This window comes from Saccharibacillus brassicae, from assembly GCF_006542275.1.
GTDB lineage: Bacteria > Bacillota > Bacilli > Paenibacillales > Paenibacillaceae > Saccharibacillus > Saccharibacillus brassicae.
In genome coordinates this window covers 2,045,060-2,066,925 of sequence record NZ_CP041217.1, presented here as the reverse complement: position 1 = coordinate 2,066,925, position 21,866 = coordinate 2,045,060, and the positions used below count along the sequence as shown (strand labels likewise).

The 21,866-nt window shown below is 60.6% G+C and carries 17 protein-coding genes; 10 read left to right on the top strand and 7 right to left on the bottom strand.

The window, feature by feature from the left end:
* Nucleotides 1-28: 28 nt before the first annotated feature.
* A complete protein-coding gene (locus FFV09_RS08695) occupies nt 29-529 on the top strand; it encodes a GNAT family N-acetyltransferase (protein ID WP_141447469.1) in 501 nt (166 codons plus the stop codon).
* A gap of 29 nt (nt 530-558) precedes the next feature.
* On the opposite strand, the gene FFV09_RS08690 is transcribed toward FFV09_RS08695, so the two are convergent.
* Nucleotides 559-1,116, bottom strand: a complete 558-nt coding sequence (locus tag FFV09_RS08690; RefSeq protein ID WP_141447468.1) for a GNAT family N-acetyltransferase — start codon at nt 1,114-1,116, stop codon at nt 559-561.
* A 179-nt stretch (nt 1,117-1,295) separates the two neighbouring features.
* Between FFV09_RS08690 and FFV09_RS08685 the strand changes: the two genes are divergently transcribed.
* Together FFV09_RS08685 and FFV09_RS08680 are read left to right on the top strand one after the other, a co-directional pair.
* On the top strand, nt 1,296-3,041 hold the full coding sequence (locus FFV09_RS08685; RefSeq protein WP_141447467.1) for a glutamine--tRNA ligase/YqeY domain fusion protein: 1,746 nt from the start codon (nt 1,296-1,298) through the stop codon (nt 3,039-3,041).
* A gap of 408 nt (nt 3,042-3,449) precedes the next feature.
* Nucleotides 3,450-3,680, top strand: a complete 231-nt coding sequence (locus FFV09_RS08680) for a KGG domain-containing protein (RefSeq protein WP_141447466.1) — start codon at nt 3,450-3,452, stop codon at nt 3,678-3,680.
* 258 nt (nt 3,681-3,938) lie between these two features.
* Here FFV09_RS08680 and FFV09_RS08675 read toward each other — a convergent pair whose 3' ends face one another.
* Nucleotides 3,939-5,180 (bottom strand): MFS transporter, encoded by a 1,242-nt coding sequence (locus FFV09_RS08675; RefSeq protein ID WP_141447465.1) that lies wholly within the window; start codon nt 5,178-5,180, stop codon nt 3,939-3,941.
* A gap of 392 nt (nt 5,181-5,572) precedes the next feature.
* Here FFV09_RS08675 and FFV09_RS08670 point away from each other — a divergent pair, with 392 nt between their 5' ends.
* On the top strand, nt 5,573-6,241 hold the full coding sequence (locus tag FFV09_RS08670) for a TorD/DmsD family molecular chaperone (protein WP_170314969.1): 669 nt from the start codon (nt 5,573-5,575) through the stop codon (nt 6,239-6,241).
* A gap of 244 nt (nt 6,242-6,485) precedes the next feature.
* A complete protein-coding gene (locus FFV09_RS08665; RefSeq protein WP_141447463.1) occupies nt 6,486-8,081 on the top strand; it encodes a gluconokinase in 1,596 nt (531 codons plus the stop codon).
* Between the two features lie 371 nt (nt 8,082-8,452).
* Here FFV09_RS08665 and FFV09_RS08660 read toward each other — a convergent pair whose 3' ends face one another.
* The 5 genes from FFV09_RS08660 to FFV09_RS08640 form a co-directional block, all read right to left on the bottom strand.
* The gene (locus FFV09_RS08660) at nt 8,453-11,797 is read right to left on the bottom strand and encodes an efflux RND transporter permease subunit (protein ID WP_141447462.1); all 3,345 of its coding nucleotides are present in this window, start codon (nt 11,795-11,797) and stop codon (nt 8,453-8,455) included.
* Between the two features lie 231 nt (nt 11,798-12,028).
* The gene (locus FFV09_RS08655; protein ID WP_212635462.1) at nt 12,029-12,979 is read right to left on the bottom strand and encodes a TetR/AcrR family transcriptional regulator; all 951 of its coding nucleotides are present in this window, start codon (nt 12,977-12,979) and stop codon (nt 12,029-12,031) included.
* Nucleotides 12,980-13,135: 156 nt separating this feature from the next.
* Nucleotides 13,136-13,450, bottom strand: coding sequence for a DMT family transporter (locus FFV09_RS08650; protein ID WP_141447460.1), 315 nt, complete (start codon nt 13,448-13,450; stop codon nt 13,136-13,138).
* Nucleotide 13,451: 1 nt separating this feature from the next.
* Nucleotides 13,452-13,823 carry a DMT family transporter gene (locus tag FFV09_RS08645; RefSeq protein WP_141447459.1) on the bottom strand — a complete coding sequence of 124 codons (372 nt, stop codon included), beginning with the start codon at nt 13,821-13,823 and terminating at the stop codon, nt 13,452-13,454.
* Between the two features lie 5 nt (nt 13,824-13,828).
* Nucleotides 13,829-14,446 (bottom strand): TetR/AcrR family transcriptional regulator, encoded by a 618-nt coding sequence (locus FFV09_RS08640; protein WP_170314968.1) that lies wholly within the window; start codon nt 14,444-14,446, stop codon nt 13,829-13,831.
* A 266-nt stretch (nt 14,447-14,712) separates the two neighbouring features.
* Between FFV09_RS08640 and cls the strand changes: the two genes are divergently transcribed.
* From cls to FFV09_RS08615, 5 genes are all read left to right on the top strand, one after another.
* Entirely contained in the window at nt 14,713-16,224 is a 1,512-nt protein-coding gene (gene cls, locus FFV09_RS08635) for a cardiolipin synthase (RefSeq protein ID WP_141447457.1), read from the top strand.
* A gap of 301 nt (nt 16,225-16,525) precedes the next feature.
* A complete protein-coding gene (locus tag FFV09_RS08630) occupies nt 16,526-18,079 on the top strand; it encodes a phytoene desaturase family protein (RefSeq protein WP_141447456.1) in 1,554 nt (517 codons plus the stop codon).
* Nucleotides 18,076-19,551 carry a phytoene desaturase family protein gene (locus FFV09_RS08625; protein WP_141447455.1) on the top strand — a complete coding sequence of 492 codons (1,476 nt, stop codon included), beginning with the start codon at nt 18,076-18,078 and terminating at the stop codon, nt 19,549-19,551. Before FFV09_RS08630 ends, FFV09_RS08625 begins: the two co-directional genes overlap by 4 nt.
* Complete coding sequence (locus FFV09_RS08620; protein WP_141447454.1) at nt 19,548-20,420, top strand: phytoene/squalene synthase family protein; 873 nt, start codon at nt 19,548-19,550, stop codon at nt 20,418-20,420. The genes FFV09_RS08625 and FFV09_RS08620 overlap by 4 nt, the downstream gene beginning before the upstream one ends.
* 137 nt (nt 20,421-20,557) lie before the next feature.
* On the top strand, nt 20,558-21,697 hold the full coding sequence (locus FFV09_RS08615; protein ID WP_141447453.1) for a glycosyltransferase family 2 protein: 1,140 nt from the start codon (nt 20,558-20,560) through the stop codon (nt 21,695-21,697).
* Nucleotides 21,698-21,866 lie beyond the last annotated feature (169 nt).

Genomic DNA, 21,866 nt, shown 5'->3' with positions numbered 1-21,866 from the left:
AAGAACGACGGGCCGAGGAGGAGCGAGAATGAAGCGGGTGATCGAAAACGAAGTGGTGATTCGGGAATCGCAGATCAAAGATGCCAAGCCGCTCATGAAGATCGACAAACTGGTCTGGAACGCGCGCAACTCGCCGCAGATTCCGGTCTGGAAATCACGCACGCATTATTTGCGCAGCTGTCCGCCGGACAACCAGCTCGTGGCCGAATGCGACGGGATCGTCGTCGGCTGCGTCGGTTGGCGTCCGCCGACGATGATGTTCGCGAACGCGCACGCGGCCGAGATCTACGTCGCCGTGCACCCGGCCTACCAGGGGCTCGGCGTCGGCCGCAAGTTGATCGAGAGCGTCAAGCTGCATACGCGGCGCCGGGGGATCAAAAAGCTGCGGCTGCGCGTGCTGTCGACCAACGAGCGGGCGATCGCTTTCTATGTGCGCTGCGGCTTCAAGCAGGAAGGCTGCCTGGAGCGCGAGTATTATATCGAAGACCGCTACGTCGACGATATTCTGATGGGCTTCTGGCTGCTGTAGCCGCGCAGGCGCGTGGACGCGCAAGGAGTCTACAGCAGCGGCCGCTTGGCGCTCCATTCTTCCGAGAGCATGCCGTAGACGGCATGGTCGACGTAGCCGTCGTCCAGCTTCTCGGCCTGCCTCAGCACGCCTTCGAGTACGAAGCCCATCCGCTCCGGCACGGCGCGGCTGCGGCGGTTCGGGGTAGCGCAGCGGATCTCGATGCGGTTGAGATCCAGTTCGATGAAGGCATAGTCGACGAAAGCCCGAACGGCGAGCGACATGATGCCCCGGCCTTCAAAAGACGCGCCGAGCCAGTAGCCGATCTGCGCGGAGCGGCTGCGCCAGTTGATCTCGTGGAAGCCGATAACGCCGGCGAGCCGTTCGCCTTCCCACAGACCGGCGGTGACGGCGTCGTTGTCGGCGTACAGCCGGGCGGCCGTGGCGATGAATTCCTCGGCGTCGGCCGTGCTTTGCATCTGCGCGGTCCAGGGCATCCACGGGCGCAGGGTCGGGCGCGAATGTTCGATCAGCTCGAACAATTCCGGGGCATGGCCGCTGCGCAGCGGTTTCAGGATGAGGGAGTCTTTTAACGGGAAAACGAACATGGGGACACGCTCCTTTTTCGGCGGGATGATGGACTTTATGCTACCCGATCGCAGGCAGGCCGTCAAAAGGCGGATAAGACGCCTTGGATGCGCGCCGGCAGAGCCGTTTCGATTGAACGGTTGTGCCGCTTGCGTTATATTTAGAAGCAGAAGGTTTGACGAGGAACGACGCTTTTGGAATGCGAATCACAGAATCTGGGAATAACGAAAGGTTGATATCCGTGGACAATGCCAAGACCCCACCGAATTTTATCAAAACGATTATTGAAGAAGACCTCAAGAGCGGCAAAGTCAAAGAGGTCGTCACGCGCTTCCCTCCGGAGCCGAACGGCTATATGCATATCGGCCACGTGCGCGCGATCTTTATCGATTTCGCGCTGGCGGACGAATTCGGCGGACGCACCAACCTGCGCTTCGACGACACGAACCCGGTGAAGGAAGACGTCGAATACGTCAACTCGATCAAGGAAGACATCAAATGGCTCGGCTTCGAATGGGACAACCAATATTACGCTTCGGATTATTTCGACGAAATGTATAACCGCGCCGTGCTGCTCATCAACAAAGGTCTCGCGTACGTCGACGACCAATCGGCCGACGAGATTCGCGAGAACCGCGGCACGCTGACGGAACCCGGCCATAACAGCCCGTACCGCGACCGTTCCGTCGAAGAAAATCTCGATTTGTTCACGCGTATGAGAGACGGCGAGTTCAAGAACGGCGAACGCGTGCTGCGCGCGAAGATCGACATGGCTTCGCCCAACATCAATCTGCGCGATCCGGTTATCTACCGTATTTCGCATACGACGCACCACAACACGGGCGACAAATGGTGCATCTACCCGATGTACACGTTCGCGCATCCGCTCGAAGACGCCATCGAAGGCGTGACCCACTCCCTCTGCTCGCTGGAGTTCGAAGATCAGCGTCCGTTCTACGACTGGGTCGTCAGCCAATGCGAGATGGAGGCACAGCCGCGCCAGTACGAATTCGGCCGCCTGAACGTGTCCACGATGGTGACGAGCAAGCGCAAACTGCGCAAGCTGGTCGAAGAGAATCTGGTCGACGGCTGGGACGATCCCCGCATGCCGACGATTTCCGGACTGCGCCGCCGCGGCTATACGCCGGACGCGATCAAGGATTTCATCTATGAGACGGGCATTTCGAGAAGCCAGGGGCTGGTCGATATCCAGACGCTGGAGCATTTCGTCCGCGAAGACCTGAAGATGAAAGCGATGAGAACGATGGCCGTGCTGCGTCCGCTCAAAGTCGTCATCACGAACTACCCGGAAGGCGAGAGCGAGCTGCTGCCGGCCGAGAACAATACGGAGAACGAAGAAATGGGCGTTCGCCAAATTCCGTTCTCGCGCGAGATCTACATCGAGCAGGACGATTTCATGGAAGAGCCGGTCAGCAAATATTTCCGCCTGTTCCCGGGCAACGAAGTGCGTCTGAAGCACGCGTATTTCATCAAGTGCCATGACTTCATCAAGGACGAGAACGGCGAAGTGGTCGAGATCCACTGCACGTACGATCCGGAGACGAAGAGCGGCAGCGACTTCAACGCCCGCAAAGTCAAAGGCACGATTCACTGGGTGGACGCTTCCGCCGCCGTGCCGGCCGAATTCCGTCTGTACGAGCCGCTGCTCGGCGAAGACGAAGAATCGGAAGAACTGGCGACCGACGAGACGAACGACGTCTCCGCGGACGAAGTGGACGATTTCCTCAAGAAGGTCAACAAAGATTCGCTGGAGATCGTGCAGGGCTTCGTGGAACCGCAGATGAAAGACGCCGCGGCGCAGGACAAATTCCAATTTTTCCGTCACGGGTACTTCAACGTCGATCCGCAGCTGTCGGAGCCGGGCAAGCCGGTATTCGGCCGCATCGTGTCGATGAAGAGTTCGTTCAAAATGCCGAAAAAATAAAACAGGGGCGAATCCCAGCCTCGTTAGCCGACAAACCGCTTCGTTTCGAAGCGGTTTTTTGGTGCGTTCAAACGGCATAAGGAGGGGCTTTTTACCGGGTCAAGACAGGGATTTACAAGGCGAAGATGAGGCAGCCAAGCAGCAAGAAAAAGGAATTTAAGGGGTGTTTAAAACGAAAATAAGAGGTTAAAAATAAAGCGTGGAGAGAGGCGAACCTGACATGCGACGCTATGCAGCGGCGCGAGCAGATCGGAATTTTCGCTTCTCGTCCGAACGTGCGGCAGCGATTTTACTGTGTCTATAAATGGTTTTAGAATCCTTTTTAAGAAATGTTTAACTATTGTCGGATCGGGTAAAATAAAGCTGTAACGCACAGATTTCTCAAAAATATCAGAGGAGTGATTAATCATGGCAAGCAACAATGACAACCAGAACAACAACGGCAAAATGTCCCGCGAAGAAGCTGGTCGAATGGGCGGCGAAGCCACCTCGAACAATCACGACAAAGAATTTTATCAGGAAATCGGCAAAAAAGGCGGCGAAGCGCGCGGCGGTTCGGACTCCGACGACAGCAGCGACGGCAAGATGAGCCGCGAAGAAGCGGGCCGCAAAGGCGGACAAGCCCGCAAAAACGACTAACGAATCGCTCAACGCACGAATGAGCTAACGAACCACCTAAAGAACTGCCTAAAGAACCCTCGGACGCGATTCCGTTTCCCGGCGAATTTTGCGGTTTGCCGAAGCAAGAGCGCGATGAGCATTTGTTGTTCTGAAGCGAATCCACCTGCACAAATACCCCCGATTCTCCGCAGCGTGCGGAGGAACGGGGGTGTTTTTAATATTCGCGCAATGTTCCCTGAGAGCCGGCCGCATAAGATCGGGTCAGGAAACGGCACGCTACGATTTGCCCTGTACCGGGACCGGATCGGGCTGGCGGCTGCGATAAAGCGTATAACCCATCGCGGCGAAGCCGACCGTTCCGATCACCGACAGCGCCGCACCGCTCTGGTACATCATCGGGGCGCCGAAGTTGTCGAACATCCAGCCGCCGACGATGCCCGCGAAGACGCCGGACAAGCCGCTCCAGGAGAGTGTGAACAGCGCCTGTCCCGTGCCGCGGTACGCGTCCGGCACGAACATGCTGGTCATCTGGGTGCCGACGTAGAAGTAGCCCGCGTACGTGACGCTGTGCAGCATCTGGATGTAGACGATATGCATCGGGTCGCTCACGACCGACATCAGGTACCAGCGCAGCGCGAACAGCGCGCTTACGGCGGTCAGGCAGATCATCATGAATCCGAGCCGGCGGCGGAAAAAGCGGTCGAAGATCAGGAAGAAAACGGCTTCGAGAATCGACGCGGAGAAAACCGCCCAACCGACCAGCTCGCGGGAGCCGCCGAGATCCGTAATATACAGCGTCATGAACGTGCCGTTCATCGCGTTCGGGATCGAGACGAGCACGCCGAGCAGCAGAAAAGCGGAGAATGTCGGGTTCGTCAGCACTTTGCGGAAGCCGCCCGGCGCCACGATCGACGTGGCGGTCGCCCGGCGCAGCGAAGGCAGGGCGATCGCACACAGCAGCGTCAGGCCGAGCAGGCCGGTGAACAGCCACGGGACACCCGGCGAAGTGCCGGTACGGTCGATCACGAAGCCGGCCGCGGCCGCCGTCAACGCCCAGCCGAGCGAGCCCCAGAGACGGAATCCGCCGAATTTGCGGCCGCTGCCGTCGATATAGCCGAGAATCATCGTATTGCTCTGCGCGAACATCGGACTCTGGAAAAAGAAAAAGGCGATCATCGCCACATAGATCATGGCGTACGACTGCACGTGGAAAACGAACTGTGCCAGTACCAGCGTACCGGCCAGCATCAGGATCAGCATGCGCCGCGTATTTTCGAGCCGGTCGCCGAGGTACCCCCAGAACGGATTCGCGATCAGCGAAACGAACGGACCGATAGCCATCAACGTTCCGATCGTCAGCTTGTTCATGCCGGCGTCCTGCAAATACAGCGGGAAAAAGCTGGCAAACACCGCGATGGCGCCGTACAGGAAAAAATTGAAGGCTTTGAGCGGGAAGAAGGCTGCGCGGTTCGTATCGGAGGATAACGATTGCGATGGATTGGATGGTCGGTCGGACAATTCGGGCACACCCCTTGCGAGTAGTCGGTCTTTTTTGAAGTAAGGGCTTTCATCTTGTGTGAGATTCTGGCCTTGAAGCCAGCCGGACAGTAGGGTCCTTAATCGACAATATAGTCCTTCCCAAGACAGATTACAACAAAATAATGCACCGCGTTCACGGTAAAAAGAGGAAAAGCGTCTTAAAAGGCTCCTGATCCAAAGGACCCACGAACTGCAACCATTTTGTCACATCGTCCTCCGCAGCGGAGCGGAAACGGCGGTATACTTAGGTTGTAAGCGTAAGCAATCCTGCCGGATGACCCATGGACTTGAGTTGCATCTTTTTCGGCGGCCGGTTTCTCCGTTCGGACGGAACTTCCCGGGCGCCCATTTCCGCAAGGAGGTTCAAGCTGATGACGACCGCGATGATGGAGAAGCAAGGATCGGCCGTGCACGGAGACGAGCACTGGGCGCAGACCCGATTGACGCTGTACCAACTGCTGAGCGAATTTATCATTTATAAACCGAGCGTGCATTTGACGATGAAATGGCGCCGGAAATTGGAACATACCCTTTGGAACGACGGCGCGTTCCTGCGCTTCCGTTCGATCCTTGCGGAACTGGAACCGTCTTCGCTGCGGCCGTACTGCACGGCGCAGGCCCGCGAATACGAGCGTCTAATCTGCCGCCGCCGGGGCAGCGGTATCCCGCTGCGCGAATCGGGCTATGTGCGCGTCGAAGCCGGTCTCGCGGCCTGCCGCGCCGGTGCGGCGTACGACCGGGCGGGCGTCACGCTGAACCGGACGTCCGGGGAAAAAGACGACGAGTTGAGCGTGGAGCTGGAATTCATGGCCGTGCTGGCCGAGCGGATGATCGAAGGCGTGCGCTCCCGCGGGGAACGCGAGCGGCTGGCGCGGATGCAGCTGGAATTCGTGCAGCGGCATCTGCTGACGTGGATTCCTTCGTTCTGCGAAGAAATGCGCGCCGGCACGGTCAGTCCGCTGTACCTGAACCTGTGCGCCATGCTGGAAGCGGTGCTTCTGTTCGACCGCGCGTGGCTGTCGGCCCGGGTCGGGGATTGATTGTTAAGATGAAGCCGGATGCGGATCGAAGCCTCTGTGCATGCCGACGCAAGGGGAAGACCGTATGCCGAGCCGAGCGAAAAAAAGTGAACCGCCGAACCTGTTTTTCCGAGCCGGAAAAACGCGATCGGCTTTTTTTGTTTCGTTTGCCTGCCGACTGTCCAAAAGGGCATAGACCGGGCAAGCTTCGTGTAACGGGGCCCCTGTCCCGAGAGCCGGGCGCAAAGCGAAGGAGGATGCCTTAATGGGACTGTATATCGGACTCGATATCGGCACGACCAGCACCAAAGCCTTTTTATACGATGAAAAAGGACAGATCCGCGGAGGCTCGCAGGCGGCGTACGCGCTGCTGGTGCCGGAAGCGGGCCGGGCCGAACAGCGTCCGGAAGAGCTGATGGACGCGGTGGCGGACGCGATCCGCGGCGCGATGAAGGAAGCGAACGCGCAGGCCGGAGACATCTCGGCCGTCGGGATCAGCGCGGCGATGCACAGCCTGATGGCGGTAGACGGCGAAGGCAAGCCGCTGACGGCCGTCATGACGTGGGCGGACAACCGGAGCATCGGGCAGTCGAACGAACTGCATCGAACCGGCGAAGCGCGGAGGCTGTATGCGGCCACCGGCACGCCCGTGCATCCGATGTCGCCGCTGACGAAGCTGCTCTGGCTCGCCGAGCGCCAGCCGGAGCTGTTCAAGCGGGCGGCCAAGTTCGTCTCGTTCAAGGAATATTTGCTGCACCGGCTGTTCGGCCGCTACGCGATCGACGTCTCGCTCGCTTCGGCGACGGGGATGCTCGATCTGCATACGCTGGACTGGAACGAGTCGGCGCTGCGTTTGATCGGCCTGTCTCCCGATCGGCTCGGCGAGATCGTGCCGATCACCGAGCGCTTCAGCGGCATGGACCGCACGCTTGCGGAGCGGATGGGACTGCATCCCGATACGCCGTGGATCGCGGGCGCAAGCGACGGCGCGCTCGCAAACGTCGGCGTGGGCGCGCTCGAACGCGGCGAGACGGCCGTGACGATCGGCACGAGCGGCGCAGTGCGTTCTTTTGCCGAGGAGCCGAGTACGGACAAAGCGGGCCGGACGTTCTGCTACGCGTTCGAACCGAAGCGCTGGCTGATCGGCGGGCCGACGAATAACGGCGGCATCGCGCTGCGCTGGTATTTGGAGAAGTTCGTGATCGGCGAAGGCGAAAGCGCGGATCTCAAAGAAAAAGAGGCGCTGGACCGCATCATGCAGTTGGCCGATTCGGTGCCGCCGGGTTCGGAAGGCCTGCTGTTCCTGCCGTATCTGAGCGGGGAGCGGGCGCCGTACTGGAACGCGGACGCCCGCGGCACGTACTTCGGGGCGACGCTGCATCACGGGCGGGAGCATTTTGGCCGCGCCACGATGGAAGGCGTGCTGTTCGCCATACGCACGGTGTCGGACGCCTTGACGCAGATCGGCGGCCCGAGCCGTTCGCTGCTGGCGTCGGGTGGATTCGCCAAAAGCGAAATCTGGACGCAGATGCTGGCCGATCTCTCCGGCACGCAGGTCGTCGTGCCCGATACGTACGAAGCGTCCGCTTTCGGCGCGGCCTCTGTCGCCATGCTGGCGACCGGCGCGATCGGCGATCTGGGCGAAGTCAAAGACGCGATCGGTATTCTGCGCACGCACGAACCGGATGCCGGACGCTTCCATACGTACGAACGTTATTATTCGCTGTTCAAGCGGGTGTACGACCAGCTGGAGCCGGTCTTCCCCGAGATCGCGCAGCTTCAGCGCGGAACGGGCATCAACCACGAAGACGAGAGCAAAGAAGGCGAAGCGAAGCCGGAATCGCAAGGGTCTTCGGCTTGAGCGGGGATTTTGACGAATCCGTATCACGCGATTTGCGCTCCAGCACGCTTTTTCGCCTATTAACGAATCGTCAGCACGCTATTTGCTCCAAAATGGCCTCAAACGTCCCAATTCGGCCGGATAAGGCTACGACGATTGGTTAGTTTGCCGAAAAGGCCAAATAGGGGAGAATAGCGATACCAGGGTTCGTTAGACGTGCGGTTAGAAGGGTGAGATTTTTGCAAAAGCTGGGTGGCGAACGAAAAAGTCCTGTACCCTACACAAAAAAGCCGCTCCCCCAAGGGGAGCGGCTTTTTTCCATACTTAGGCCGCAGCAGCGACCGGGCCGCACGGGCGGCCCGATTCTGCCTAGCATGACAGGCTGCGCGGGATTAATCCAGCGGGGTTTCCAGCTTTTCCATTTCGGCGCGGCGGGCGCGCGATTTGGAACTGATCTTCATCAGGAACTCGTACACGACCGGCACGATGACGAGCGTGAGCAGCGTGGAGCTGATCAGGCCGCCGATAACGGTGATGCCGAGACCTTTGGAGATGATGCCGGCGCCGCCTTCCCAGCCCGCGACGAGCGGGATCAGGGCGCCGATTGTCGCAAGCGCCGTCATCAGGATCGGACGCAGACGGGTCGAACCGGCTTCCAGCAGCGCTTCGCGGGTCGACAGTCCTTCGCGCTCTTTGTGAATAACGCGGTCGATGAGGACGATCGCGTTGGTGACGACGATGCCGATCAGCATCAGCACGCCCATGAGCGCCGAGACGCTGAGCGATTCGCCGCCGATCAGCAGGCCGATCAAGGCGCCGATCGCGATAAACGGCAGCGAGAACAGGATGGCGAACGGCGCGAGGCCGCCGCCGAACGTCACGACGAGCACGAAGTAGACGATGGCGATCGCAGCGAGCATCGCAAGGCCGAGCTGCGAGAACGTATCGTTGATCTGCTCGGTCACGCCGCCGAATTCGACGGTGATGCCGTCCGGCAGGTCCAGCGCGTTGATCTTGTCTTCAAGCGTCGTCGAAGCGCCGCCCACGTCGGACGAGACGATATTGGCCGACAGCTGGGCGACGGTCTTGCCGTCCGAACGGGAGATCGTGTCCGGCGCGATGCCTTCCTGCACTTCGACCACGTCCGAGATCGGAACCTGGATGCCGAGCGGCGACGTCAGCTCGGTGTCTTCGATCTCCGACAAAGCGGTGAACGTCTTGCTTTCCGTTTCGATATAGACCTTATGGCTTTGGCCGTCAAGATCGACTTCGGTCAATACCGGACGCTGCGTGACCGGCGCAAGCGCCATCGCGATCTGTCCGGCGGTCAGGCCGTAGGAGCTGAGTTTCTGCTGGTCGGCGACCAGCGTGTACTGGCTGTAGCCTTCTTCGAGGCCGCTCTCGGCTTCCTCGAAGTTCGGGTCGGCCTGGATCAGCTTGAGGATCTGGTCGGCGACCGGCTTCAGGTCTTCGGTGCTGTCGCCGTAGACGCTGACGCTCAGCTGGCTTCCGCCCAGGCCGCCGCCGATGTCCATCTGGCTCCATTCGCCTTCCGGCACGCGTTCCTGGAGACCGGCGAGCAGGTCTTCCTTGACCGTGTCGAAGTTTTCCGTGTCACTGTTGAACTCCGTGTAGAACAGGGCGGAGTTCGCCGAACCGAACCCGAGCGGATTCGATCCGCCGATCGAATACTGCATATTCGTCAGGTTCGGCTGTTCGCGGACGAATTTCTCCGCTTCGAGCATGCGATCCTGCGCCTGCTCGTCGGTGGCGCCGGCTTCCGGCGCGTACGTGAACGTAAACGTTTTGTCTTCCTGCTCCGGCAGGAAGCTCGTTCCCACATAAGGAATCGTGAACAGACTTCCGACAAGCAGGAAGACGGCGATCAGGAACGTGATCAGCTTATGCGACAGCGACCAGTTCAGGATGCGCTTGTACCCTTCGGACATGCGGCCCGGCTTGTCGTGCGACGTTTTCTTCTTGAGGCCGCCGCGGAACAGCGTATGCGCCAGCATCGGCACGATCGTAATCGCGATCAGCAGCGAGGCCAGCAGCGCGAACACCATCGTCAGCGCGAACGGCATGAACAGTTCGCCGACCATGCCGCTGACGAAAGCGAGCGGGACGAATACGGCGAGCGTGACGATCGTCGAAGACATGATCGGCAGGAACATCTCGCGCGTGGCCGCGCTGATCAGCTGGCGGCCGCGCAGCTTCTCGGTATCGAGCGACATGCGCCGGTAGATGTTCTCGATGACGACGATCGAGTCGTCGACGACCCGGCCGATCGCGACGGTCATCGCGCCGAGCGTCATCATGTTCAAGGTGACGTTCATCTGCTTGAGCAGCAGCACCGCGATCAGCAGCGACAGCGGAATCGAGATGATCGAGATGATCGTCGAGCGGAAATCGCGCAGGAACAGCAGGATGATCAGGACGGCGAACAGCGCGCCGAAGATCGCTTTTTCCAGCATGGTCCGGACCGAATCTTCGATCGGCTTGCCCTGGTCGAGCATGACGGTCAGGTTAAGACCGGAATATTGGTCTTCCAGTTCGGCGATGCGGTCTTTGACCGCGTTGACGACGTCGACCGTGTTGGCGTCGTTCGTCTTGACGATCTGGATACCGATCGACTCCAGGCCGTTCGTGCGCGAGACGGACTCGGAGCTGCCGACGACTTCGATCTTGGCGATGTCGCTCAGCTTCACCGTCGGCAGGCCGGCTGCGGCAGCCGCAGCCGCGGCGCCCTCCGTGCCCTGCGCGCCGGCCGCTGCCGCGCCCTGCGCTTCGGCGGCGGACTCGGCGCTGCCTTGCGCGCCTTCGGCATCGGCGGAACCCGCCGCTGCCGCGTCCTGGCCGGCGGCCGTACCGCCGGCCGCCGGCGCTTCCGCGGCTGCGCCCGGCGCTCCGCCCGGCGCATCTGCCGCGCCACCGCCTTCCATGCCGGCACCCGCCGCGCCGGCGCCTGCGGCCGTGCCGCTCTGCGCGGGCACGACCGGGATCTCAAGCGCTTCGAGATCTTCGAGCGTCGTGACGTTGCCGTCCACGACGACCGCGGACTGCGAATCGTCCAGCGTGAACAAGCCGAGCGGCGCGCGAACGGCCGAAGCGTTCACGATGTTCTGCACCGTCTCCTGCGTCAGGCCGGACTGTGCCATCTTCTCCGCGTCGAAGGTCAGCTGTACTTCGCGGACGTATTGGCCGGACAGCTGGACGGAGGCGATGCCTTCGATCTTCTCAAGCTCCGGCAGCACCTGTTCCTGGGCGATCCGGGACAGCTCTTCGAGATCGTCCGTGCCTTCTTTGGCGGACGCGCTCAGCGAGATGACCGGGAACGAGTTCAGGCTGAAGCGGGTAATCTGCGGCCGCTCGACGCCTTCCGGCAGCGTGACCTGGTTCAGGCCTTCGCGAATCTGCGCGGTCGCTTCGTCCAGATTGGCGCCGAAGTCGAGTTCGACGGCGATCGAGGCGACGTTCTCCATCGACGTGGACGTGACGTTCTGCACGCCGGCCACGTTGCGGAGCATCTGCTCCAGCGGAATGGCGACTTCGTTCATGACCGTCTCGGGAGCGGCGCCCGGATCGACGGCGGTGATGCTCAGAAACGGGACGTTGATATCGGGAATCGTTTCCTGCTTCATGGTAAGGCCGGCGTAGATGCCGGCCGCGGTAATGACGATCGTCAGGAACCAGATGGCGAGCTTGTTCCGCAGGGAAAAGCCGATGATACTTTTCATAAAAAGATTCTCCACTCCTCTAAATGGGATAGATCCGTCCGGCGCATCGGCCGCGTTCGGCAGCCTGAACTTTCATGCGGCCCACGCGCGGCGGACTTTCCTTGTCTCTGTAACGGCGATCTGTAACGGCGGGTTGAAGGATTCGGAAAAATAAAGCGTTCGATCGCGTAACCGCTCGGCCGCGCAGCGTTTGGCGCCGGGCGTACGGGCGGCTTCCGTTTCCGCTTCGGCTTATCGGCGGGAATGAAGTTCGTCCAGCCGGTACAGCACGAGCGGGGACAGCTGTTCCAGCGCCCCGTGCAGCACATGCACGTCTTTGAGATTGCCCAGCATGCCCCGGACGACGGAGCGGCGCGGCGCTTCGGCGGACAGTTCTTCTTCCAGCACGTCGAGCGTCTCCAGGGCGTCTTCGCGTTCGCTGCGCCCGATCGGGCTCCAGGCGAGCGTGTCGCGCATTTGGCGCATCAGGATGAACGGGCGCTTGGACGCGGACGGATCTTCCGGAGCGTCTTCGACCCAGGTCGTCCACAGCGCCGGCGCGATCAGCGGTTCGGGCTTGCGATCCAGCACCCGTTCGGCGGTCGCGTCGAGCATCAGTTCGAGATGGCGCAGCGCTTGCGGAATCGGAATCTCCGGCATGCCCCAATCGGTCAGCTGCAAATACGAGAAGACGAGGCCGCCGACGACGATCGCGAAATCGCCGGAATACGGATCGATCTCTGGTCCGTAGATCCCGATCAGGCTGCGGCGGATCTGGACGAACGCCGAAGACAGGATCGGATGGTGTCCCGCGGGCCCGCAGGCCGGGTCTCCGCGGCCGTCGGTGCGTTCTTCGCCGATGCCGCTGAATTCGCGTTCGCGGATCTGCATCATCATGAACGCCTTGAATTCGATCAGCGAGTGCAGCAGCACTTCGATCTGGGCATAGAACGCTTCGCGCGCCGGAAGATTGGCCGAAGCGGCAAGCTCCAGCTTCTCGTGCAGCGTACCGAGCGCATACTGGTGAATCGCGCCGATCAGTTCTTCTTTGGAACGAAAATGCTGGTACAGCGTCCCTTTGGAAAAGCCGCAGCGTTCCGCGATGTCCTGCATGGACGTTTCTTGAATGCCCCGTTCCGAAAACAAACCGAGAGCGACCGTGAAAATGGTTTGTCTGCGTTCCGCGGATTTATCGATCAGCAAGCGAAATCCCCTTTCTTTTTTGACCATTGGGTTCCGTAATCGACTGTAGAGTCAAACGTAGTATAAACGAAAAAAACGGCCGCCTCAACTTTACCGGAAAACCGGGGTCGAAAGCGTCCGTTCGGTGGAGAAAAAGGGTCGAAAAAAGCAGTTGCTTTAGGAAATCAGCTTGAGTCCGACCGCAGCGGCCAAAATCATCGAGATGAAGAGAATGCGCCGGGTCTCTTTCGGCTCGCCGTACAGGAACATGCCGACGAGCGCGCCGCCGACCGTGCCGATGCCGGTCCAGATCGCGTAAGCTGTGCCCATCGGGATATGCTGCATCGCGTAGGTAAGCAGCGAGAAGCTGCCCGCGAAAGCGGCGATCAGCAGAGCGTAGGCCGGCAGTCCTTTGCGCAGCGAGACCTGCTTCAAGCCGATGACGCCGAACACTTCGCAGCATCCGGCCAGAACGAGAGCGATCCACGGCATATTACACCGCCCCCTTTCCATCGATAGCCGGCGGCGTTTCCGCCGGCGAAGCGTCGGTCACGAGCTTCAGGCCGACAACGCCCGACAGCAGCAGCAGAATGAGCAGCGTCTTGGCCAGGCTGAACGGCTCGCCGAACAGCAGCGTCTCGGCCACGACAGTGCCCGCCGTGCCGAGGCCGGTGAAGACGGCGTAGACGCTGCCGATCGGCAGCACTTTCGAAGCGCCGATCATCAGCCGGAAGCTGATGGCGATGCCCATTACCGTCAGCAGCCATTCCCAAATATTCGAGGAGTGCTTGAGCCCGGATACCCAGGCCACTTCGAACACTCCTCCGATCAATACGTACAGCCATCCGCGATTCGTGCGGCTCATGGCGTTCACTCTCCTTGTGTGTGAATCGGTTTGTCCGGCCTCACCGGACGAAGTACGCCGCGGCAGTAGACCGGCCAGACGGCTTCGAAGCGCCGCGCCGCGTTGGCGCGGCTGCTGTAGATCGCTTCGGCGAGCACGCCGTCGAGGATCGTCAGATAGGCAAGTGCCGCTTCGCGTGCGCCGTCCGGATACAGGCGCTCGGCGCTGCCCGGCCGCCGCAGCAGCCGGGTCAGCCCGCGTTCGCCCTGTTCGAAAAACGGATTGACGAGGTCCATCACCCGGTCGTGCAGCGAACTCGGCGGGAAATACGACATGCGCAGCAGGAAACGCGTCTCCGCGTCCTGTTCGTAATCGTCCATCAATCGTTCGGCCAGCCCGCGCAGCACGTCGTCGAACGGATCGGACCGCCGTTCGCCCACGAAGCGAAACAGCGCCCGCTTCTTGCGGCGCAGCGCCTGTTCGAATACGGACAGGAACAGTTCTTCTTTGCTGCGGAAATGGGCATAGATCGAAGGCTTGCGAATACCGACTTCGTCCGCGATCCGGCCGAGCGAAGCGCCTTCGAAGCCTTCGCTTGCGAACAGGTCCAGCGCGATATCTTCAATAGCCGGTTTGCGTGTCATTCGGGGGCCTCCTCTGGCGTGCTCGGTCGATTCGTCGTTTTCATATAAGGAAAAACTAACGATCGGTAGGTTAAAACCTAACATGAAGAGTTCGGAATGTCAATTGCAGGGAGAAGCAGAGCGGAGTACGCCGCGGATTTGCGCAGGAATGAAACCGCGGCGCGCGCGTCGCGTAATGACCGTAACGACAAAGACCGTATGGATGGGCACTTTCGGGTATCCACCCGCATTCCGTCCGGCATTTCGCCGCAAGAGGGGGTTTTGATATGAGACGCGGGTTGATCGTATTTTTGCTCGCCGCACTGCTGTTCGTCTTCTATTATTTCGGCGTCGATTTGTTTGGCACGACCGCCGCCGCTGTCATGAGCATTTTTTCCACCCTGACCGTCGTCTCGATCGCGTTCGTCATCTTTATGGACAACCGCAATCCGTCGAGCACGCTGTCATGGATTCTGGTGCTCGGCCTGCTGCCGGTCGTCGGGCTGATCTTCTATTTCCTGTTCGGGCAAAATTATTTCCGCCGCCGCAAGTACGACAAAAAAGCCCAGTGGGACCGCCGCATCTACGAATGGAGCGAAAAAGACACGCTGGCCGGCATCGAGAACACGGCGCATTTCAGCGACGAACAGCAGCGTATCCTGCGCTTGTCGCGCCGTTTGTCGCTGACGCCGGTCTCGTATTCGAGCCCGACCGCGGTCCTGACGAACGGAGGCAGCACGTTCTCGGCGCTGCTCGACGCGATGCGCGCAGCGCGCCACCATATCCATATGGAATACTACATTTACCGCGCGGACGAGATCGGCACGCAGATCCAGAAGCTGCTGATCCAAAAAGCGCGCGAAGGCGTGGAAGTCCGCTTCATGGTCGACGCCGTCGGCAGCATCCAGCTCCCGCGCAAATTTCTGGACGAGATGCGGGCGGCGGGCGTGAAGGTGGCGCTGTTCGGCGCGACGAAGTTCCTGCTCGCGACGAGCCGGGTCAATTACCGCAACCACCGCAAGATCGTCGTCATCGACAAAAGTATCGGGTTCATCGGCGGGCTGAACGTAGGCGACGAATACCTCAGCCGCAGCAAGACGTACGGGTTCTGGCGCGATACGCATATGCGGATCGAAGGCGACGCGGTCAGCACGCTGCAGCGTATTTTCCTGCGGGACTGGCGGCATATGACGAACGAGCAGCCGACGGGACCGGGTTATTTTCAATCCAAAAGCAAACCCGACCCCGAACTCGGCGCCGTGCAGATCATCGCAAGCGGCCCCGACAACGATCGCCGGACGCTCAAGCATATCTTTTTCACGATGATCACGACGGCCAAACGTTCGGTCTGGATCGCGACGCCGTATTTTATCCCGGACGAAGACATTTTGACCGCGCTGCGCACCGCCGCCTTGTCGGGGCTGGACGTGCGGCTGCTGTTCCCGGCGAAGCCCGACAAAAAGCTGCCGTTTTGGGCGTCGCATTCGTATTTTCCGATCCTGCTCGATGCCGGGGTGAAGATTTACGAATACGAAAAAGGATTCCTGCACTCCAAGCTGCTGATCGTGGACGGGGAGACGGCGAGCATCGGAACGGCGAACATGGACATGCGCAGCTTCCACCTCAACTTCGAAGTCAACGCGCTGCTGATGAACAATGCCAGCGTGGCGCGGATTACGGCCGATTTCGAGCGCGATCTGCTGAACACGACGATGATCGATCCGGCCGCGTTCGGCAGCAAACGAATCGCTTTGCGTTTTATGGAATCGGCCGCGCGTTTGCTGTCTCCCCTGCTGTAAATGGGAGACCTGGCATATCACCGGAAAAAAATTGCAGCTCTCAAAAAGAAGAGGAAGTGCCGCCGCGGCGCGTTCTTTTCTTTTTGCATGCCGGAAAGCCCCGAAAAGACGTTTGTGGGATGATGGTTGCTGTGATAGGCTAAAGAGAGAATCTTAGGCTTTGAAAATTAAAATTTGATACAAAAAGATCGCGTTCGCACCGATTTTACACAATACGCCATTCGCAAAGCGAGAAATTCGGCCGGTTGTTGGGTAATAAAAGACGATGGGGCAAGTCTGAAATGAGGAAAGGTGAATCGGCATGGGGCGAAATGAAAACAGCAAGACCGCAGTGATCGTAGGCGCGGGACCCGGAGGATTGGCCGCGGCGATGCTGCTTGGCGCGAAGGGGTACGAAGTCGACGTGTACGAAAAACAGCCCGTCCCCGGCGGACGTTCCGGCAGGCTGAAGCTCGGCGACTACACGTTTGATCGGGGCGCGACTTTCCTGATGATGCCGCAGCTGCTGGAGGAATTGTTCGAGCAGGCGGGACGTTCCGTGCATAATTACGTGGAACTTCACAAGCTTGACCCGCTGTACGGACTGTACTTCGACCAAGGACGCACCGTGCTGATGCCTTCGAGCGACAACGAAGAGACGGCCAGACGCATCCAGGCGCTGTTCCCGGGAGAAGAAGCCGGATTTTACCGATTTATGACCGATGAGTCAGTCAAGTACGCGCATGTGGAACCGCTGCTGCGCCGGCCTTTCGGCGGCTTCGGCGATTACATGAAAGCGGACGCGATCAAAGCGCTGCCTCACCTGAAAATAACCGATACCGTCTACGGCCAATTGTCCCGTTACTTCAAGGACGAGCGGCTTAAATATGCTTTTACGTTCCAGTCGAAATATTTGGGCATGTCGGCCTGGGAATGTCCGGGTACGTTTACCATTCTCTCGTTCATGGAGCACCGTTACGGCCTGCTGCATCCGAAGGGTGGCATCTCCGCGCTGTGGGACGCGATGGTCCGGGTCGCGGAAGAACACGGCGTGCGCTTCCATCTCGGCACTCCGGTAGAACGCATCCTGACGGAAAAAGGGCGCGCCGTCGGCGTGAGCGTCCAGGGCGGCGAGCGGCGGACGGCCGACCATGTCGTGATCGGGGCGGACTTCGCTACGGCGATGAACGGGCTGTTCGAACCGGGCGTGCTCAAAAAGTATACGCCGGAAAAGCTTGAAGCGAAAAAATATTCGTGCTCGACGGCCATGCTGTATCTGGGCATCGACGGCGAGATCGATCTTCCGCACCACTCGGTCCATTTCGCGAACGACTATCCCAAAAACGTCGAAGAGATCACCGGCAGCCAGAAGCTGTCGGAAGACCCTTCCATCTATGTGCATAACCCGTCCAAGCTCGATCCGACGCTCGCGCCGGCCGGGAAATCGGCGATTTACGTGCTGATGCCGGTGCCGAATCTCAAAGGCGACGCCGATTGGAGCGGCCGCCGCGAGGAACTCAAAGAGTGGATGCTCGACCGGGTAGAGGCGATCGACCAGCTCAAAGGGCTGCGCGGACGCATCGAACAGGAAGCGTTCTTCACGCCGCTGGATTGGCAGGATTCGCTCGACGTCTACCGCGGAGCGACATTCAACCTGTCGCATAACCTCGGGCAGATGATGGCGTTCCGTCCGCACAACAAGTTCGAGGAAGTCGATCGCGTCTGGCTGGTGGGCGGCGGCACGCATCCGGGCAGCGGCCTGCCGACCATTTTCGAATCGGCGCGCATCAGCGTGGACCTGATCGAAAAAACCGATCGCGCCAAGCAGGCCCGACCTGCACCGCAGCCGCTGGGCGCCGCGGGAGGAAGCGAATGAGCCGCGGACCGAAAGTCGCCATCGTGGGCGGCGGCATCGGCGGGCTGACGGCCGCGCTGCTGCTCAGCCGCCAGGGCGCGCAGGTCACGCTGATCGAAGGCCGCGACCGGCTCGGAGGCCGGATCGCGTTCGAGCGCAACGAAGAAGACGGCCGCCGGATCGATCAGGGGCCGACAATCGTGCTGCTGCCGGAGATGCTGCTGTCGATTCTCGAAGAAGGCGGCGTCGAGCGCGAGCGGATCAAGCTGATCGAAGCCGACCCGCTGTACCGGATTCATTATTCGGACGGCCGGACGATGACGAAGCGCCGCAAGCCGGAAGATCAGGCCAAAGAAATCGAACGGCTGTTTCCCGGGGAGTCGGAAGGGTATATCCGGTATATGAACCAAATGCGGGAAATGTATCCGGGCGCCAAAGCTTCGGTGCTGGAGCGGACGTTTCCCCGCAAGCGCGATTTCTTCGCGCCGCGCCAGGTGCGCATGCTCGGCAGGCTGCAGGCGCATCGCAGCGTGCGCGCGGCGGCTTCGCGTTATTTCAAGCACGAAGATTTGATCGACGCGTATTCGCTGCAATCGCTCTATATCGGCGGCCAGCCCGCGGGAACGCCGGGCGTCTATTCGATCCTGCCGTACGCGGAGCACGATTTCGGCATCTGGATGATCGAGGGCGGCTATGCCCGCCTGCCGGTCATCCTGGAACAGGAGCTGCGTTCGCGCGGCATCGAGATCCGCTTGAACACGCGGGTCGAACGTCTGACGGTCGAGCAGGGACGCTGCCGGGGAATCGTGACGGGCGGCATGCCCGAGACGTACGACGCGGTACTGTTCAACGGCGACTTCCCGAACCTGCTGCCGCTGCTCGAAGGACAGCCGGAAGCGAAACGCAAAAATCCGTACCGTCCTTCGTCGGGCTGCGTGATGGTGTATCTCGGCACGTCCAAGCGCTGGACCGATACGGCGGCGCATCAATTCTTTTTGCCGGACAGCCTGACCGACAGCCTGAAGACCGTGTTCGAGCGGGGGATGATTCCCGCCAATCCGTCCTTCTACGTGTTTAACCCGATCGAGCTTGATCCGCAGGCCGCTCCCGAAGGGGAGAGCGTGCTGTATTTCCTTATTCCGGCGCCCGACGCTTCGAGCACGGCCTGGTCCAAGGAAGGCCGCCGGCTGGCGCGCAAAGTGCTTCAGGCCGCCGAACGCCGGGGCTTCCCGGGACTGCGGGAATCGATCAAATGGATCAAGCTTCGAACGCCCGAAGACTCGCGCCAAGACGGCAATTACGTCGGGGGCAGCTTCGGCATCGCGCCGATCCTGACGCAGTCCGGTCCGTACCGGCCGCAGCCGAAGCCGTTCAAAAGTATCGACGGATTGTATGCGGCGGGCGCTTCGGTGCATCCGGGCGGCGGGGTGCCGATCGTGATGCAGGGGGCGAGAATGGCCGTAAATCAGCTTTTGAAGGAGTGGAATCCATGAACGAACATATCATGCAGCAGTGCGAGGATTCGATGCGACGGGGCTCGTCCTCGTTTTACCACGCCTTCCGGGATCTGCCGGAGCCGAGGCGTCACGCGGTCTACGTCATCTACGCGTTCTGCCGGTTGATCGACGACAGCGTCGACGAGCCGGACACGTCGCCGTTCACCATTCACGAGCTGCGCGAGCGCTTCGTCGATCTGGATCGGGCCGACGGCCATTTTATCTGGCCCGCCCTGCGCTGGCTGTTCGACGGCTTCCCGAACCTGGACCGGCAGCCGTTTCTCAACCAGATGGACGGCCAGCTGTCCGATCTGACCCTGCTGCACTACGATACGATGGAGCAGCTTGAGCGGTACTGCTATCTCGTGGCCGGCACGGTCGGCGAGATGCTGCTGCCCGTTCTGCGCGACGACCTGCACGCCGAAGCGGCCGAAGCCGGCATCGCTCTCGGCAAGGGGATGCAGATCGTCAATATCATCCGCGACGTCGGCGAAGACCTGGGCCGGGGCCGCCGGTACATTCCGGCGGAACTGATGCTGCGCCACGGCTATACGGACGAAGATCTGTCCCGCGGCGTCATCGACGCGCGGTTCGTCGCGATGATCGACGAACTGCACGCGCAGGCCGCGATCTGGCTGGAGCAGGGCTTGTCGAATCTCGACAGCTACCCGAAGCGCAGCGGGTTGTCGGTCGCGCTTGCCGCGGCGTTCTACGGCGCGATCTTCGATCAGGTGCGCCGCAACGGCTACGACGTGTTCGGCCGCCGCGCGATCGTGCCGGACGAAGAAAAAGGCGTGCTGCTGCGGCACGTGCTGGCTCAATTCGGCGCGCCGGGCGACTCGGCGGACAACGCCGCCGTGTCTTAACCGGCCCGGCCGGCGCTCCCGGGCAGAGGCTGCGCACGGAATTTTGCTTCTGCGTACGGAACTTTGCTTTAATGAACATACACTTAACAATAGGCTGAAGAATACGATCCGATTCGTCGAAAAGGGAGGACGGCACGTTGATTCTGACTTGGATCTTGACGACCGTCTGCGTGCTGCTCGCCGCGCAGTTGGTCTTCGCGCTGATGAACGGACGCTCGCTGCCGGTCCCCGGCCGGCGCACGCGCACGATCGAGAATCGTCCGCTGGTATCGGTGCTCATTCCGGCCCGCGACGAAGAGCGCAATATCGCGGACTGTCTGCGGCATGTGCTGGACTCCGACGATTCGGAATACCGGCTTGAGGTCATCGTCTACGACGACGATTCAAGCGACGATACCGGCGGCATCGTGCGCCGGATGGCGATGGAAGACCATCGCATCCGGCTGATGCACGGCGACGAACTGCCCGAAGGGTGGCAGGGCAAATGCTACGCCTGCCACCGTCTGGCCGAACAGGCTAACGGCAGCTGGTATCTGATGCTCGATGCCGACGTCAAGCTCGGTAGACTGGCGATTCGCGACACGCTGCGTTCCGCGATGAAGAAAAAGGTCGGCCTGCTGACCGGATTTCCGAAGCAGGTGACCGTGACGTGGATGGAGAAGCTGGTCGTGCCGATGATGGAATTCGCCATCTTGTGCCACGTGCCGATTCCGCTCGTGTATCGCGCGCGCAAAAGCATGTTCGTCACGGCGCACGGCGCCTATATGCTGATCAAGCGTTCCGCCTACGAATCCGTCGGCGGCTACGAAGCGGTCAAAAACGAGATGGTGGACGATATCGCGATGGCCCGCGCGGTCAAAAAAGCCGGCTACAAAATGATGCTGGCCGATATGAGCAAACATGCCGAAATGCGGATGTACCACGGCACCCGCGAAGTGTGGGAAGGCTTCAGCAAGAACCTGTTCGCAGGGCTCGGCCGCAATTACGCGCTGCTGCTGTTGCTGCTGGCGTGGTATACGGCGCTGTACGTGCTGCCGCCGATCGCGCTGCTGATCGGGCTATTCGGCGGCAATCCGCATCTGGCGGCGTTCAGCGCTCTGGCGATGCTGATCGGCATGGCTATTAAAGCGGTCTGCGGAGCCAGAGGCGGCCAGCCGGCCTGGCACGGCGTGTTCGTGTTCGCGACGATCGTCTGCACGATCGCGATCGCGCTGTCCAGCGCGTTCGGCAGTCTGAGCGGCAAAGGCTCGGCCTGGAAAGGCCGGCATTACGGGTAAAGAAATCAAGATGCAGCCGCCGAAGCCGCCGGAATTCGCCGCCTAAAGAGCGGGGCTCGGGGGCAAGCTGAAGCGCGTGGGCAAATCGCGCTATCGGTCTGATCGCAGACCGGGCGCGATCGCGGGGCTCCATGCGTTCCGGCGTGCATTCGAGGGCGCAAGCAGTTTG

Coding starts and splice junctions, on each gene's coding strand:
- FFV09_RS08695 (WP_141447469.1), top strand. CDS start 29: ATGAAGCGGGTGATCGAAAACGAAGTGGTGATTCGGGAATCGCAGATC.
- FFV09_RS08690 (WP_141447468.1), bottom strand. CDS start 1,116: ATGTTCGTTTTCCCGTTAAAAGACTCCCTCATCCTGAAACCGCTGCGC.
- FFV09_RS08685 (WP_141447467.1), top strand. CDS start 1,296: ATGCGAATCACAGAATCTGGGAATAACGAAAGGTTGATATCCGTGGAC.
- FFV09_RS08680 (WP_141447466.1), top strand. CDS start 3,450: ATGGCAAGCAACAATGACAACCAGAACAACAACGGCAAAATGTCCCGC.
- FFV09_RS08670 (WP_170314969.1), top strand. CDS start 5,573: ATGACGACCGCGATGATGGAGAAGCAAGGATCGGCCGTGCACGGAGAC.
- FFV09_RS08665 (WP_141447463.1), top strand. CDS start 6,486: ATGGGACTGTATATCGGACTCGATATCGGCACGACCAGCACCAAAGCC.
- FFV09_RS08660 (WP_141447462.1), bottom strand. CDS start 11,797: ATGAAAAGTATCATCGGCTTTTCCCTGCGGAACAAGCTCGCCATCTGG.
- FFV09_RS08650 (WP_141447460.1), bottom strand. CDS start 13,450: ATGCCGTGGATCGCTCTCGTTCTGGCCGGATGCTGCGAAGTGTTCGGC.
- FFV09_RS08645 (WP_141447459.1), bottom strand. CDS start 13,823: ATGAGCCGCACGAATCGCGGATGGCTGTACGTATTGATCGGAGGAGTG.
- FFV09_RS08640 (WP_170314968.1), bottom strand. CDS start 14,446: ATGACACGCAAACCGGCTATTGAAGATATCGCGCTGGACCTGTTCGCA.
- cls (WP_141447457.1), top strand. CDS start 14,713: ATGAGACGCGGGTTGATCGTATTTTTGCTCGCCGCACTGCTGTTCGTC.
- FFV09_RS08630 (WP_141447456.1), top strand. CDS start 16,526: ATGGGGCGAAATGAAAACAGCAAGACCGCAGTGATCGTAGGCGCGGGA.
- FFV09_RS08625 (WP_141447455.1), top strand. CDS start 18,076: ATGAGCCGCGGACCGAAAGTCGCCATCGTGGGCGGCGGCATCGGCGGG.
- FFV09_RS08620 (WP_141447454.1), top strand. CDS start 19,548: ATGAACGAACATATCATGCAGCAGTGCGAGGATTCGATGCGACGGGGC.